The organism is Stappia taiwanensis (assembly GCF_014635285.1).
In the GTDB taxonomy this organism is placed as follows: Bacteria; Pseudomonadota; Alphaproteobacteria; order Rhizobiales; family Stappiaceae; genus Stappia; species Stappia taiwanensis.
Map to the genome: position 1 here is coordinate 1 of NZ_BMCR01000005.1, position 15,465 is coordinate 15,465.

A 15,465-nucleotide genomic window follows, 5' to 3' on the forward strand; every position below is an offset into this window, starting at 1 on the left:
TCGCCCCAGTCGCGCCACAGGTAATCGCAGGCCTTCAGATCGGCCGGCCGCGACGCGCCAATCCCCCGATAGTCATAGGTCAGCACATCGAAGCCCCGCCCGGCCAGGAACTGGGCATAGCGATGATAGTAGCGCGCCAGAACCCCGGTGGCCGGGTTGATGATCACCTGGCCGCAGCGGCCGTTGTCGGCGCCCCGCCAGAGATGGCCGCCGAGAACGACCCCGTCCTTGCAGGGAATCGTGATCTCTTCGCAGCCAATCGGTTTCAGGTGAAGGACATTGTCGTGCATGTCCGTCAGGCTACGCCCACGCGCCCCTTGAGTACATTCACTAGTGAGTATACAATGGTCGCATGCAACCGAACAAACGCCCCACGCAAGCCAACAAGCGCCCCACCAGGGACGTGATCGTCCATGCGGCCGCAAAGCTGTTTCGCGGGATCGGCATTCGCGATGTCAGTCTGGACATGGTTGCCGCCGAAGCGGGCCTGACCAAGCGAACGATCTACTACCACTTCCGCAGCAAGGACGAGATCATCGCCGCCTATCTGGAGGCGCGCGACATGCCGAACCTTGAGACCTTCAAGCAATGGTTCGATGCGACCGAAGGCACGTTGGCCGACAAGGTGGAAGGTATCTTCCGTCACCTCGCCGTTGCCGCCCATCACCCCAAATGGAAGGGCTGCGGCTTTCTGCGCACGACGGTGGAACTGGTGAAGACGCCCGGCCATCCGGCGATGGAGATTGCGCGGGCGCACAAGAAACGCGTGGAAGACTGGCTGGCTGTCGAGCTAACCGCCGGCGGACTGGCAGCGGAGAGCGAAACCCTCGCCCGCCAGATCCTCCTGCTTCTCGATGGCGCCTTCTCCACGGTGCTGCTCAACCGCGATCCCTCCTACATGGAGACTGCCGGCCTCGCCGCCGCGAACCTGGTGCGCCACGCATTGGCATCTCGCGCCTGAGGGCGCGACGCCTCGGCAACAAAACATGACGTAAGGTCAGACTGAGTCTCTGGAGAAACCCGCCCCTTGATAAGAGTAATTCCTGCTTCGATCCTTCAAGATTTCTGCATCAGATCTGTGCCTTGCCAGCCGCCTCCGCTGCGCGAATTCGCCCCCTTTTGCCGCCGGGGCCACCCACACCCACACGCATAAGTTCAAAAAATAACCTTATCAACTTTACGAGGGTGATATATAACCCGCCGCGCCTTGGCGAAGAGCGCTCCCGCCTGTCTGTTTGACAAGCAGAGGGAGACAACGCTTCACACAGATCGCCGCAGGCAACGGCGTTCGGCCTTGCACTTGATGTCGGAACTGCGCCGTCAACGACCGGAGTTCAGACCGTATGAAAACCATTGCCTGCATGATCTTCCCCAATTTCCAGAGCCTGGACGTGTCCGGCCCGTTGGACGTCTTCTCGGAGGTCAACACCCTGCTCGGTCCCGAAAAAGGGTATGAACTCCTGACCATTGCCTCGCGGCCAGACCCGGTCGTTGCCTCCAATGGCATGACGCTGGTGCCGGACGTGGTCATCGGCCAGGATCACAAACCCTTCGACATGGTGATCATTGCGGGCGGCCCCGAGATCCCGTTCGGCTTTGACGATACCGTCGCCCTCGACTGGTTGCGCCAGATTCAGCCGCGCTGCGAGCGCTGCTGCTCCATATGCACTGGCGCTTTCATTCTCGGCTACGCCGGGCTCTTGGACGGCAAGAAGGCGACCACCCACTGGCTGCATACGGACCGCTTTCGCGAGTTTTTCTCGGACACCCTGCTGGAGCCGGAGAAGATCTATGTGCGCAGCGGCAACATCCTGACCTCCGCCGGAGTGACAGCCGGGATCGACCTGTCCCTGGCCCTTGTACGCGAAGATCATGGCGCCGACATCGCCCTTCAGGTGGCCAAGAGGCTGCTGGTGGTCGCACAGCGACAAGGCGGGCAATCCCAGTTCAGCCCCTTGCTGACCCCGGCCCCCGCCGATGGCTCGCCCATGCAAAAGGTGATCGAATACATTCATCAGAACACCCACCGGCGTATCCAGAACGCGGAATTGGCAACTGTCGCCGGCATGACGATCCGCACCTTCAGCCGCTATTTCTCGAAGGAGATGAAGGTCACCCCGCTGGAATACCTGGAGCTTCACCGCATCGAAATCGCGAAAATGAAGCTGGAAACCACAAGCAGGTCGATGAAGGAAATCGCCTATGAATGCGGCTTCGGCTCGACGGAGAACATGCGGCTGGCCTTCATGCGGCGGATTTCGATTGCCCCGAGCAATTATCGCCAGCTGTTCACGGTCAACCGGAGCAGACCAAGCCAGCCACGCAGGAGCTGAGGGAACTCCTGCGTGGCCGAGGCGCACCTACCCGGTGGGATAGGGATACGCCTTGAACTCCGGCGTCGCTTCGCAGCGGGCCGAATGCGCCGCCAGCGCAGGATGATCCTGCTCCCGGACGAGGTCGGGAATCATCTCCCGGCTGAACCGCCAGGCAACGGCGCTCATGATGTTCGGCTGGGACAGGTCCTCCGGGGCCTTCTCGGACGCGCCGTTCCCATATTCCGTTTCAAGCAGCTTGTAGGTGGACGCCAACTGCCGCTCCACCCGCTCCAGCCATGGCAGGTGCATCCTTTCCGCCGGACGCAGGCTCCGCTCGTAGACCACTTGAATGGATTTCTCGCTGGCAACGAGCGCAAGCGCCAGCACCCGATGATGGTGCGCCAGCGCGCTGGTCGTGCCGTCGGGTTCTTCCGTCGTTGCCAGGCGCCGCTTCGCAAAGTCGATGATCAACGACGAATCCATGAGAACCTCGCCCTCATCGGTCACCAGCGTCGGCGCCTTGACGGCGGGATTGACCGCCTCAAAGGCATCGAAGCCGCCAAACACCGACAGTTGGTCCAGAGCGAACGGCACCCCCATCTTCTTCAGCGAAATCGCCGTTCGCCTGACATAGGGGGAATCCAGCATGCCAATCAGTTTCATCTAGCATCCTACCTTTTCAGCTATCAACGGGCGCCCGCTCTACAGGCGGACATTACGCATCCTCAGCCTGTCTGCTTTCAAGCTGATGAAAGGGGCACCGCAAAATGCTGTCGTCCTCAGACAACACATACTGCTGGGCTTCGCGAACATTCGGGTCCTTGTAGCGCCCGAGTGCCGGCGATGGCGGAAGCGCGTCATAGGGCTGCATGCGCTTGCGGATGTTGTTGAAGACGATGTTGGCGGCGCGATCGGAAAAGAGGATCCGGTCGAACACCCATCGCGGCTGCAGGGACATCGCGAAGGTCGAGGAGCGGCGGCTCTGGCGTTTCACATGCGCCGGGTTGGTGCACACCACGAAAATCGGCTCACCGTTGAAGCAGAACTCCCACTCCGGACTGTCGAGATCCTGCGGAATATCCTCGGGCCAGGGCTTGCGGTCGACCTTGGCCAACTCGTTGAGAATGGTCCAGAACCGCGCCGAGTAGTCCTCCAGCGGCTCGACGGTTTCCATGCCGGTCAGATAGAGCAGCGCCGCGTTCTGGCCGATGGACCGCGCCTCATCGAGGAACATGGCAAGCTGCTCCCCGAACTCGGGGATATTCGGCGTCTCCTGAAACAGGAACCGCAGGTCGTCATTGCGATAGCCGTTGATGGCGAAGGTGCACGGAAAAGGCCGAAGGTCGCTCGTCAACTGGCTGACAAGTTCCTTGTACACGACGGACTGCCAGCTCCCGGTCGGAAAGCTCGCTTCTGCACTCTCACGGGTATGATAAAGCTTGGTCATGTCATCCTCCCCAGGATCGATGAAGTCTTGAAAGGCACTCCCTCCGGTCACGCCCGCCCCTGCCGCCAACCGGCTGGAGCGGGCGGCACCTGTCTGGCGTCACATTGCGTTCAGGGCCTCTTCGACCCCCTTGGCGTAGTCGGGGCTCGCCTTCGCGCAATTTTCGATATGGCGCTTCTGAATATCCCTGGACGCACCGCTCAGGCTTCGTGCCGTGTTGGAAAACAACTCGGCACGCTGTTCGGCGGTCATCAGATTGAACAGCGCCCGCGGCTGGGAGTAGTAGTCGCTGTCATCCTCGGCGAAGGCCCAATGGGTGGCCTCGGCGCCCACGGACATCGGCGGCGGCATCCGGTCCCGGTGGTCCCCCCAGACGCCGTCGCTGTTCGGTGCGTAACCGACCTCACCGCCGAAATTGTCGTCCACCCGCATGGCGCCGTCCCGGTGGAAGCTCGCGAACGGACAGCGTGGCCGGTTGACGGGGATCTGATGCAGATTGGTGCCGATGCGATACCGCAGCGCATCGCCGTAGACGAAGAGCCGCCCCTGCAACAGCTTGTCGGGGGAATAGCCAATCCCCGGCACGATGTTCGCCGGCGTGAAACCGGCTTGCTCCACCTCGGAGAAATAGTTCTCCGGATTGCGGTTAAGCACCAGTTGCCCGACCTCGATCAGCGGGTATGTCTTCTGGCTCCAGACCTTGGTCGCATCGAACGGATTCTGCTTGCTCGCCGCCGCCTGCTCCTCGGTCATCACCTGGATGTACATGGTCCAGGAGGGGAAATCGCCGGTTTCGATCGCGTCGAACAGATCCCTGCCATGGCTTTCCCGATCGCGCCCGATCAGCTCGCCGGCTTCCTCATCGGTCAGGTTCTCGATGCCCTGGTTGGTCTTCAGGACGATCTTCACCCAGACGCGCTCGTTGTCCGCATTGATGAAGCTGAAGGCGTGATTGGCAAAGCCATGCATGTGGCGATAGGTGCGCGGAATTCCGCGATCGCTCATCAGGATCGTGATCTGATGCAGGGCTTCCGGGCTCTGTGTCCAGAAGTCCCAGGTGCTGTTCAGGCACCTCAGGCCCGTGCGCGGGTCCCGCTTCTGCGAATGGCCGAGATCGGGAAACTTGATCGGATCCCGGAGGAAGAACACAGGCGTGTTCAGCCCGACGAAATCCCAGTTCCCCTCCTCTGTGTAAAAGCGGGCCGCGTAGCCGCGCACATCCCGCTCCGCATCGGCCGCGCCGCGCTCGCCTACCACCGTGGAGAAACGAACGAACACCTCCGTTTCCTTGCCCAACTCGCTGAACAGCTTGGCGTTGGTGTATTTGGTGATGTCATGGGTGACGGTGAAGGTGCCATAGGCGCCGCTGCCCTTGGCATGCATCCGCCGCTCCGGGATGATCTCGCGGGTGAAATGCGCCAGCTTTTCCTGAAACCAGACATCCTGGATCAGAGCCGGCCCGCGAGGCCCCGCAGTTTGCACATTGGCGTTGTCAATGACGGGCGCGCCGTTGATATGCGTGAGTGTCTTCATTCCAGACCTCCGAAGAATTTACTTTCGTCGCATATGTGAAATTCAGAAAATTAGCTGGGCACCGGGTAGTACTTTCGCTGAACCAACATGGAGATAGTTCCGATCAGCACATAAAGCAGCAGAACGGTGGAAAGCGTCAGAAGGACAATCGACGAATAGTAGAGCCAGGGGTTGGGCGCCGTGCGGTAGAGCATCAGAAACCCTTGCGTCAGCGTCGACATCCCGAAGGTGTAAGCCCAGTAGCCCGGAGCAAAGGCCTGCTGCCGCAGCCAGGCGAGCGAGAACACCACCGTGACGGCCGTGAACACCGCATAGCCGAGCAGCGCATAGACGACGATCAGGTTGAGATCCGCCTTGGCAATTTCCTGATAGGCGACGAAGGCGACCGCCGACGGGGCCATGTAGATGCCCATGAAATTCCTGAAACGGACATCCAGGCCGGCGGTGAACAGGCGATCGGTGATGACCGAGTCCAGAATGAGCCAGGAAATCGCGCCCATGCCGAACAGGATCCACGCAAATTCCATGTAGCCGAAATGCGCCGCGGCAAGGGAGTTGACCAGCACGCTTGCGGTGTACACCAGATGCATCGACGGCGTTGTATGCTCCTTGCTGCGATCGCTGACCCAGAACCGGGACAAGCGGATCGAGGCGTAAAGAATGTTGAGGAGCGACCCGACCCAGAAGGTGATCAGAGCGAACTCCGGAACATACGGGGCCAGCGACAGGGCGGTCAGCAACAGCGATTCCGGCAGCAGCGCGAAGAAGGAGGCCTGCACCGGGTCACGCAGCTCGGCGACCGCCTGCGCGCGATAGCTGATCCATTTGTTCAGATAAAGCAGGAGCCACCAGGCACAGGAAACGACGGCCAGTCCTTGCAGGATTTCGCCGGGGATGGCGCTGAGCTGCAGCGACTCCGTCGCCCATCTCCAAGCGTTTCCCGTCTCGGCGAAACCAAGTGTCATTGCAAAGAATGACAGGGGCGCAAGCGGTAAAATCCGACCTGACGCGCCACTTATCGCAGTTGAATTAGGTACATTTGTCATTTCACCCCCACAAATGTCTAAGGTTCACGCTCCTTTTCTAATGGATTGAGGAATCATATGTGACGCATAGGCACCTAGTATCAGGAAAAAATGCGCAATATTCCGGACAGGCCGACCGTTACTGCGAAATGCACCACTCGGCTCTTTCGCAAGGAAACAGAAGCCAAACCGAAGCCCTCTGTTCCAGCTCCCGATCCGCATGACAGATCGGGCACCGAAGCGCAGGGCGAACGGGTCTCGGCAGGCAGGAATGATCGGAGGAAAGAGGCGCTGCGGTGCGTTCGGATACGGCTTCCAAGGTCGGAAGCCTGCGAGACGCCCTTCACCAGCGGGCAGAGAAGTCAGGCAAGAAATACGGAAAGGGAGGCGCGGGGGATGCCCCCGCGCCCGAGCCTTAGAAGTAGGTCAAGAGGGCTGAGATGATGACACCGGAGACAATCAGGTGCATCAGGCAATAGCCCATGATGTCCTTGGCACGCAGGCCGGCAATGCCCAGCAGCGGCAGGGCCCAGAACGGCTGGATCATGTTGGTCCAGGCATCGCCCCAGGCAACGGCCATGGCCGCCCGGGCCATGTCGGTGCCCAGCTCCTGCGCCGCCGGCATGACCACTGGCGCCTGCACCGCCCACTGGCCGCCGCCCGACGGCACGAACATGTTGACCAGGCCGGCGGACAGGAAGGTCCAGAACGGCAGGGTCTCGGTCGTGGCCAGCGAAATCAGACCGTTGGAGATGGTCGTGGCCAAGCCCGACTGCACCATGATCGCCATGATGCCGGCGTAGAAGGGAAACTGGAGGACAATGCCTGCGCCGCCCTTCATCGCTTCCTGCAAGCTGTCCAGCAGGTGGCGCGGCGTGCCGTGCAGCACGATCGCGAACATCAGGAAGGTCATGTTGATCGAGTTGAGCGACAGCCCGCCCGAGGTCAGGAAGTAATTGGCAAGGTACAACAGACCGGCAAGCCCGATGAAGCCGGAGAGGATCCGGCTGTTTTCCATGCGCTGCGCGGGCGTCGTGGGGTCCAGATCGACCTCCGCGGCGGGCGGGTCGAGCAAGGCCGGATCCACATGCACGCTGTCTTTTTCCGCCGGCAACATCAACCAGTTGAGGAGCGGCACCGCAATGAACAGCGCAGCCACGATGGCAATGTTGAAGGGGGCGAAGATGCTCTGCCCGGTGCCGATCACCCCGGTGACATCCACGAACGGATGGCCTTCCGTGGCGATGGACAGCGGCACCGACCCGGCGAGCCCCCCGTGCCAGATCAGAAAGCCTGAATAGGCGCTGGCGACCAGAAGGCGATAGTCAACCCGCACCTGACGGGCCAGTTCCTTGGCGAAGAAGGCGCCGACCACCAGGCCGAAACCCCAGTTGATCCAGCTTGCCAGCAGCGAGACCACGCTGACGAGGATGATCGCACCGCCGGCGCTCGACACCCAGCTTGCCAGGAGTTCCAGCGCGCGCCGCACCAATGGCGTGCTGGCCAGCATGAAACCGGTGACCAGCACCAGCAGCATCTGCATCGAGAAGGTCAGGAGCTTCCAGAACCCGTCGCCCCACATGCTCACGATGACGAGCGGCCCCTGACCTTGCAGGAGCATCGCCGCGAGCGCCGCGATAATTGTCAGAAAAATCACGAAAATGAATGGATCCGGCAAATACCGGTCGACCAGCCGCACCAGCGGCCGGGCAAGAAAGTTCAGCATGGACGTTTCCCCTTGTTGCAGTTCCTGGTTTTTTAACTTTGGAACGACACCAAGCAGACACTGTCCCAGCACGCCGGAGGTTGCAACCGGAAGTAAGGGGCCTTCGGTGAATTGGTAGGGCCGCCATCCGGCTTGCGGCTCAGTTCGCGTCTGAACGGCACACCAGCAGAGCGAACCGCGCGCCGGGCATGAGAGACAGGGTGCGAGGCGCGTAAAAAACGCGGGGCAACCGGACGGCAGCCCCGCGAACCGACAGACGTTTCAGGCCGGGCGCTGCAAACCAGCGCCCTCAGCGCGAAACCTCATTCCCACTCGATGGTTCCCGGCGGCTTGGAGGTCACGTCATAGACGACGCGGTTGATGCCCTTGACCTCGTTGATGATGCGGGTCGCGGCGCGGCCGAGGAATTCCATGTCGTAGTGGTAGAAATCCGCCGTCATGCCGTCGATGGAGGTCACCGCACGCAGCGCACAGACGAACTCATAGGTGCGCCCGTCCCCCATCACGCCGACCGTCTGCACCGGCAAGAGCACGGCAAAGGCCTGCCAGATGGCATCGTAGAGGCCGGCCTTGCGAATCTCGTCCAGATAGATCGCATCCGCGGCCCGCAGGATGTCGAGCTTCTCGCGGGTGACCCCGCCCGGACAGCGGATAGCAAGCCCAGGTCCCGGGAACGGATGCCGGCCGATGAAGTGATCCGGCAGGCCGAGTTCCTTGCCGAGCACCCGCACCTCGTCCTTGAACAATTCGCGCAAGGGCTCGACGAGCTGCATGTTCATGCGCTCGGGCAGGCCGCCGACATTGTGATGGGACTTGATCGTCACCGACGGGCCGCCGGTGAAGGAGACGCTCTCGATCACGTCCGGATAAAGCGTTCCCTGCACCAGGAAATCCGCGCCACCCAACTTCTTCGCCTCTTCCTCGAACACCTCGATGAACAGACGGCCGATGGTCTTGCGCTTCTTTTCCGGGTCGCTCTCGCCTTCCAGCTCACCGACGAACCGATCGGCGGCATCCACCAGAATGAGCGGCAGATTGTAATGCTCGCGGAACATGGCGACCACCTCGGCCGCCTCGTCCTTGCGCATCAAGCCATGGTCGACGAGGATGCAGGTCAGCTGATCGCCAACCGCCTCATGCGCCAGCAGCGCGGCGACGGAGGAATCGACGCCGCCGGACAGCGCGCAGATGACCTTGCCATCGCCCACCTGGCCACGGATCGCCTCGATAGCCTGCTCGCGATAGGCGGCCATGGTCCAGTCGCCCTTGAGGCCGGCGATCTTGTGCACGAAATTGGACAAGAGCTTCGCGCCGTCCGGCGTGTGCACCACCTCCGGGTGGAACTGCACGCCGTAGTAATTGCGCGCCTCGTCAGCGATGGCCGCGAAGGGCGCGCCCGTCGAGGTCGCCACCGCGCGGAAGCCCGGCGGAAGCGCCGTCACCCGATCGCCATGGCTCATCCACACCTGATGGCGCGTACCCTTGCCCCAGACCCCCTCGAACAGCGGGCATTCATCCGCGATTTCGAGGAAGGCGCGACCGAACTCGCGATGGTCGCTGCCTTCGACCTTGCCGCCAAGCTGGGCGCACATGGTCTGCTCGCCATAGCAGATGCCAAGCACCGGCAAGCCGGATTCGAACACCGCCTGCGGCGCGCGCGGACTGCCCATTTCCGTGGTGGACGCGGGACCGCCGGAAAGAATGACGGCCTTCGGCGAAAGACGCCCGAACGCCTCCTCCGCCGACTGGAACGGAACGATCTCCGAATAGACGCCCGCCTCGCGCACGCGGCGCGCGATCAGCTGGGTCACCTGGGAGCCGAAATCGATGATGAGGACGCTGTCTGTCATGTGCTGCTTCTACCCAATGCCCACACCGTTTTGAACCGAAATTTGCGCGGTCCCGCCATGATTGTTGTGCAACGCGGGGAACTGGCCACAGATTCGCCGAAGCCGGGTGCCAAGACCTTTGACCGGGCGACACGCGCCGCCTACCCTTTGCCATGCGACGAGTCGGATTCCCCGACCGCGCCGACTCGCCGGCGAGCCGGGCGACCCCAGCCCCTCCCCGGCACAGGACCAGACCCCGACATGTCTTCTCCGCTTCCCTACACGTCCGAGAGCGATGCCCTGGAACAGGCGGCCGCGCATGAACGCAACGGCGATTTCGATGCGGCACTCAAGATCTATCTGACCCTTGCCCAGAACGATCCGGAGGCCATCGATAGCAAGTACCGCGCCGGCACCGCCCTGATGCGCCGGGGCGATCTGGAGGATGCGGTCACTCTGTTGCGTCAGGTGGTGTTCGCCGCCCCCGATCACCTGCCCGCCCGCACCAATCTCGGCAATGCCCTCTTGCTGCTCGGCCAGTCGGAACCGGCGCGCGACGCCTTCGTCGCCGTTCTCGATCTCGATCCGGGCAATCGCAACGCGCTGTTCGGCCTTGCAACGATCCTGATCCGGCTCGGCGATCCTGGCCGCGCCCTTCCCCTCACCGCCCGGCTGCTGCAGGTTCTGCCCGACAGCGCGGCGGCCCTGACCCTGGACGCCGACGCCCGCGCGCCCCATGGCGACACCGCCGGGGCCATCGCCCAGTACCGGCATGCCCTGCGCGTCGACCCACAATACCTGCCGGCCCTGAAGGGGCTCGCCGACACGCTCTATCACCAGAACCGGCTGCAGGAGGCCGAAAGCTACGCCCGCCGCGCAATCGAGCGGCAGAAGGACGACCCGGAGCTGCTCGCCCTGCTTGGCGCAATCCTGATGGCGCGCGAAGACTGGCCGGCCGCCGTCGAGGCGCTTGGCGCCGCCTTCGACCGCGACAGCAACAATCCCGCGCCGCTGGTGCAGATGAGCCTTGCCTGCCGCCGCTCGGGCGATCTGGCCGGCGCCATCCACCACGCGCAGCGCGCCTGGACGCTGGCGCCGATGGACAAGACCGCCGGCAACGCGCTCGGCGCCGCCCTTGCTGCCGCCGGCGAAGCCAAGGGCGCTCGGGAAGTCCTGATGGCGGGCGGGGACCGGAGCAAGCTGCCCGCGCACCTGTGGTCGGGGCTTGGTGCCCTGCAGGCGCGATTACTCGAGGACGAGGCCAAGGCGCGCGAGGAAGCCTTGCAAGCCACTGCAGCCGCCACCTTCGAAGCGGACGACGCCGCTCCAGAGTACCGTGCGCCGGAGCAAGGCGACCAGGATATCCCCGCCGCGGAGCCAGTTCAGGCCGAAGAGGATGGCCGGCGGCAGACCCCCTGGGAGACCACTGGTGAGCCGGAGACCTTGCCGCTCTTTCCCGAAGACTGAGCGGCGCCCCTAAAAAGCATGACGGGCCGGAAAACGGCCCGCCAGACTGCTGACAAAAGGCTACGGCACTTTCCGCGTCATCCCGGGCAAGCCTTGGCGCGACCCGGGATCGGAGAGCCGAAAGACGCGCGTTTTCAATAGACTGAAACCGAAAGGCCGTGCCTCTCCGATCCCGGCTCGGGGGCCGGATGACGCCCTGAAAGAGCTTTGTCATCACACTCACGGGCCGGAGACCGGCCCGCCTGTTGATGCTCTGCGGATCAGCGCCGAGGCGCAATCGGCCGCGCGACCGTTACCCCTCCTCGCGCCGGCGCAACAGGCCGATGAAGAAGCCATCGGTGCCGGTCGTTGCCGGGCTGAGCGTGGCATAGCCCTCTTCGGAAAAGCGCGGCCGGGCCGCATCCTCGCCGAACAGCGCGCCCCAGCGCTCCCCCAGCGATACCGGCTCGAACGCCGCGTTGCGAGCCAGGAAGGCGCCAAGCTGCTGCTGATTCTCGCAAGGCAGAAGCGAACAGGTGGCATAGAGAAGATGCCCGCCGGGACGGACGAAACCGCAAGCGGCATCGAGCACCTGGCTCTGTTCCCTGAGCCGGCCTTGCAAGGCGTTTTCCGTCACCCGCCACTTGGAATCGGGACGCCGGCGCCACACCCCGGTGCCCGAGCAGGGCACATCGAGGAACACCAGATCCATCCGGTCCTTCAGATCGTCGAGTGTCGCGGCCTGCGGATCGCGAACCTGCACATTGCGCGCGCCGGACCGCTGCAGCCGCTCATAGATCGGCGCCAGCCGCAGCTTCAGCGCGTCATGCGCGTAGATCTGCCCGCGGTTGCCCAGCTCTCCGGCCAGCGCCAGCGTCTTGCCGCCGCCACCGGCGCAATAATCCAGCACCTGGGTCGGCGCCAGCGACGTCGCCACCAGGGCGGCGAGCTGGCTTGCCTCGTCCTGAAGCTCGAACCAGCCCTTGCGAAACCCTTCCTCGGCCTGCACATGCGGGGCCTTGTCCTTGGCCCGTGCCGGCGGCAGGCGCAAGCCCACCGGCGAGATCGGCGTCGGCTCCAGCGGCAGATGCCCCATGCGCCGGATCACCCGGTCGCGGTCGCCCTTGAGCCGATTGACCCGCAGGTCGATCGGTGCCCGCCGGGCCAGCGCCTGCCCCTCGGCAACCGCATCCGCGCCATAGGCGGCCGCGAATTGTGACCAGAGCCACTCGGGAACATCGGCGCGAACATGATCCGCCGCACCGTCCAGATCGGCAGATTCGAGCCGTGCCCGTTCCTCCGCCGTTGCCGGCTCCGGTGCGAAACGGTCGTCCGCAAGGGCAGCGACGAGACCGTCGACGCCGAACTCCCAGGTCAGCGCATAGGTTGCAAGGATATGCGCCCGCGCCCCGGTGCTGCCCATGATGTGGCTCAGCGACAGTTTGTGCCGCAGCGCGTCGAACACCAGGTTGCCGATCACCAACCGGTCGCCCGAACCGGCGAAGCGGTTGCGGCGCCCCCATTCCTTCAGCCCATCCTGTACGGGCCGCCGGTAGGTATCGACCTCGGTCAGGACATCAATCGCCGCGGCCAGCCGGCCTCCATCCTTCATGTCGCACTCGTTCCTTCAGTCAGCACCGCCGCGCTCCGGGCGCGGCCCTTGCTTGATCACCCGACATCCCGTTCCACCCGGCACCCGGGCAGTCGAAAGGGCGGCCCGCCCCATGACAGCAAACCGCCAGCGGGCGTCCGGTCGGGTCTCTTATGTTTTCGATCCGGAATACAGGACCTGACCTATCCCATCCGCGCGCCCTTGCCAACGCCCGCGCGCACCACACGCCCCCCAACCGCACGGAAGCCGCACGAAGAGAAAAAGAGAAAACAACTCAGGGTCGATATGAAATCGCAAATAATACCAATGCACACCAAGAACTCAACCATAGCGTGTTATGCCGTTACTACAAAATAACGATCACATAACGACAAATGACGTTTCCTGCATGAAACCGGAGGCCGTAGCCATGCAGGATCTTACTCAAGGCACAATCGACACCAGTGCAACACTTGACCCGGACAAGGAAATTCGGGCCTGGAAAGCTTTTTTCGCCTATGCCGCCGAGGACTTGCGGGGGAACTCACCGGAACTGCTTGTCGCCTGCGCCCATCGCCTTCTTGAGATGGCGCATGAAAAAAGTGCGGCGGAGGGCGGCACCCCGTCGCTGGCAGTAGCGTCCAAAACGAACCTTGCCGCCTCCCCCTCGACCTGAGACGGCGCGCCGGGCGCAATCATCAACAAAGGGCCGACATAAAGAACGGGCGCGGGTCATGAGACCCGCGCCCGTTCTTTCAATGCGCCGGAGATTGGTCCGCTCAGATGTTCGACGGATAGTTCGGGCTCTCCCGGGTGATCGTCACATCATGGGCATGGCTCTCGCGCAGGGCCGCGCCGGAAATGCGGATGAACCGCGCCTTTTCCTGGAAATCGGTGATCGACGCCGCGCCGACATAGCCCATGGCCGCGCGCAGGCCGCCGGCAAGCTGATGCAGCACGCTGGCGAGCGGCCCCTTGTAGGGCACCTGCCCTTCGATCCCCTCCGGAACCAGCTTCAGCTCATCGCGAACTTCGGCCTGGAAATACCGGTCCGCCGATCCGCGCGCCATCGCGCCGACCGAGCCCATGCCGCGATACGACTTGTAGGACCGGCCCTGGTGCAGATAGACCTCGCCGGGGCTCTCCTCGGTGCCGGCCAGCAGCGAGCCGACCATGGCGCAGGATGCCCCGCCGGCCAGCGCCTTGGCCAGGTCGCCGGAGTACTTGATGCCGCCGTCGGCCACCACCGGAATATCCAGCTTGGTCGCCGCCTCGCAGGCCTCCATGATTGCCGTGAGTTGCGGCACGCCGACACCGGCAACGATACGGGTGGTGCAGATCGAGCCCGGGCCAATGCCGACCTTGACCGCATCCGCACCCGCGTCGATCAGCGCCTTGGTGCCGTCGACGGTCGCCACGTTGCCGGCCAGCACCTGAGCACCGCTCCACTGCTTCTTGACCTGTCGCACCATCTCCAGAACCCGCTCGGAATGGCCATGGGCGGTATCGACGACGAGCAGGTCAACGCCGGCGTCGAGCAGCCGCTCGGCGCGCTCGAAGCCTTCCGGACCGACCGTGGTGGCGGCGGCGACGCGCAACCGGCCCTGATCGTCCTTGGAGGCGTTCGGGTTGAGCTGCGCCTTCTCCATGTCCTTGACCGTCACCAGGCCAACGCAATTGCCGCTCTCGTCGACCACCAGCAACTTCTCGATGCGATGCTGGTGCAGCAACCGCTTGGCCTCGGCCTGGCTGACCGTGTCGCGCACGGTGATCAGCCCCTCATGGGTCATCAACTCCCGCACCGGCTGCTCCGGCTCGGACGCGAACCGCACATCGCGGTTGGTGAGGATGCCCACCAGCCGCCCGACGAACTGGCCGCCCAGGCCGCCGTTTTCCACCACCGGAACGCCGGAAATGCCGTAGCGCTGCATCAGGTCGAGCGCGTCCTTCAAGGTCGCGTCGGGACCGATCACCAGCGGGTTCACCACCATGCCGGATTCGAATTTCTTGACCTGCCGGACCTCTTCGGCCTGCTGGTCGATGCTGAGATTGCGGTGGACAACGCCAATGCCGCCAGCCTGAGCCATGGCAATCGCCAGACGCGCCTCGGTGACCGTGTCCATCGCGCTGGACAGGATCGGCAGGTTCAACTCGATCCCGCGCGTCACCCGAGAGCGCAACTCGGTCTGACCGGGAAGCACCTGCGAGTGTCCGGGCAACAGAAGAACGTCGTCGAAGGTCAAGGCTTCGGCGCCGTGGGAAGGCTGGAAAAATGAGGGCATGGGCCAATTCCCTTTTCAGGAAAGGCCTCCCGGTGTCGAACCTGAACGGTCAGACAGGAGGCGGTCACGGTTCGGAGAAGTTGGCGCGGGTCATTAACACGCCGGTGACAGGAAGGAAAGCAGCTTGATGCGGGGCAGCCATGCAACCGGCGCACCTCGCCCGGATGCATGGGAAAAGGAAAGCACGCGCGCCGCATCCCAGGGGCGCGGCGCGCGGGCGATTTCAGGTGCCGCCTTGCTGCATCAGGAGCGGCGCGAGCCCGCCACCTGC

General features: G+C 63.5%; 12 protein-coding genes and 1 pseudogene. 4 read left to right on the forward strand and 9 right to left on the reverse strand.

Annotation, left to right across the window (positions count from 1 at the left end; all coding sequences use genetic code 11):
- Positions 1-290: pseudogene (locus tag IEV83_RS12700) on the reverse strand (alpha/beta hydrolase family protein); the annotation flags it as partial.
- A 62-nt stretch (positions 291-352) separates the two neighbouring features.
- On the opposite strand from IEV83_RS12700, the gene IEV83_RS12705 reads away from it, so the two are divergent.
- Positions 353-961 (forward strand): TetR/AcrR family transcriptional regulator, encoded by a 609-nt coding sequence (locus IEV83_RS12705; protein ID WP_181759969.1) that lies wholly within the window; start codon positions 353-355, stop codon positions 959-961.
- Between the two features lie 382 nt (positions 962-1,343).
- Positions 1,344-2,333: a GlxA family transcriptional regulator gene (locus tag IEV83_RS12710; protein WP_181759968.1), complete on the forward strand. Its 990-nt coding sequence runs from the start codon at positions 1,344-1,346 to the stop codon at positions 2,331-2,333.
- Between the two features lie 27 nt (positions 2,334-2,360).
- Here IEV83_RS12710 and IEV83_RS12715 read toward each other — a convergent pair whose 3' ends face one another.
- The 6 genes from IEV83_RS12715 to guaA all read right to left on the reverse strand — a co-directional run bounded on the left by IEV83_RS12715 (position 2,361) and on the right by guaA (position 9,896).
- Positions 2,361-2,978 carry a glutathione S-transferase gene (locus tag IEV83_RS12715; RefSeq protein ID WP_181759967.1) on the reverse strand — a complete coding sequence of 206 codons (618 nt, stop codon included), beginning with the start codon at positions 2,976-2,978 and terminating at the stop codon, positions 2,361-2,363.
- A 52-nt stretch (positions 2,979-3,030) separates the two neighbouring features.
- The gene (locus IEV83_RS12720) at positions 3,031-3,762 is read right to left on the reverse strand and encodes a YqcI/YcgG family protein (protein ID WP_181759966.1); all 732 of its coding nucleotides are present in this window, start codon (positions 3,760-3,762) and stop codon (positions 3,031-3,033) included.
- Between the two features lie 99 nt (positions 3,763-3,861).
- On the reverse strand, positions 3,862-5,295 hold the full coding sequence (locus IEV83_RS12725) for a catalase (protein WP_181759965.1): 1,434 nt from the start codon (positions 5,293-5,295) through the stop codon (positions 3,862-3,864).
- 50 nt (positions 5,296-5,345) lie between these two features.
- On the reverse strand, positions 5,346-6,341 hold the full coding sequence (locus tag IEV83_RS12730; RefSeq protein ID WP_280513999.1) for an SLAC1 family transporter: 996 nt from the start codon (positions 6,339-6,341) through the stop codon (positions 5,346-5,348).
- Positions 6,342-6,735: 394 nt separating this feature from the next.
- Entirely contained in the window at positions 6,736-8,046 is a 1,311-nt protein-coding gene (locus tag IEV83_RS12735) for a short-chain fatty acid transporter (protein ID WP_181759963.1), read from the reverse strand.
- A gap of 302 nt (positions 8,047-8,348) precedes the next feature.
- Complete coding sequence (guaA, locus tag IEV83_RS12740) at positions 8,349-9,896, reverse strand: glutamine-hydrolyzing GMP synthase (RefSeq protein WP_181759962.1); 1,548 nt, start codon at positions 9,894-9,896, stop codon at positions 8,349-8,351.
- A gap of 240 nt (positions 9,897-10,136) precedes the next feature.
- Here guaA and IEV83_RS12745 point away from each other — a divergent pair, with 240 nt between their 5' ends.
- A complete protein-coding gene (locus IEV83_RS12745; protein ID WP_181759961.1) occupies positions 10,137-11,342 on the forward strand; it encodes a tetratricopeptide repeat protein in 1,206 nt (401 codons plus the stop codon).
- A gap of 292 nt (positions 11,343-11,634) precedes the next feature.
- Here the strand turns inward: IEV83_RS12745 and IEV83_RS12750 are convergent, their stop codons facing one another.
- On the reverse strand, positions 11,635-12,933 hold the full coding sequence (locus tag IEV83_RS12750) for an RsmB/NOP family class I SAM-dependent RNA methyltransferase (protein WP_181759960.1): 1,299 nt from the start codon (positions 12,931-12,933) through the stop codon (positions 11,635-11,637).
- Positions 12,934-13,342: 409 nt separating this feature from the next.
- Between IEV83_RS12750 and IEV83_RS12755 the strand changes: the two genes are divergently transcribed.
- Complete coding sequence (locus tag IEV83_RS12755; RefSeq protein WP_181759959.1) at positions 13,343-13,588, forward strand: hypothetical protein; 246 nt, start codon at positions 13,343-13,345, stop codon at positions 13,586-13,588.
- 103 nt (positions 13,589-13,691) lie between these two features.
- Here the strand turns inward: IEV83_RS12755 and guaB are convergent, their stop codons facing one another.
- Positions 13,692-15,194, reverse strand: coding sequence for an IMP dehydrogenase (gene guaB, locus IEV83_RS12760; protein WP_181759958.1), 1,503 nt, complete (start codon positions 15,192-15,194; stop codon positions 13,692-13,694).
- Between the last annotated feature and the right edge of the window lie 271 nt (positions 15,195-15,465).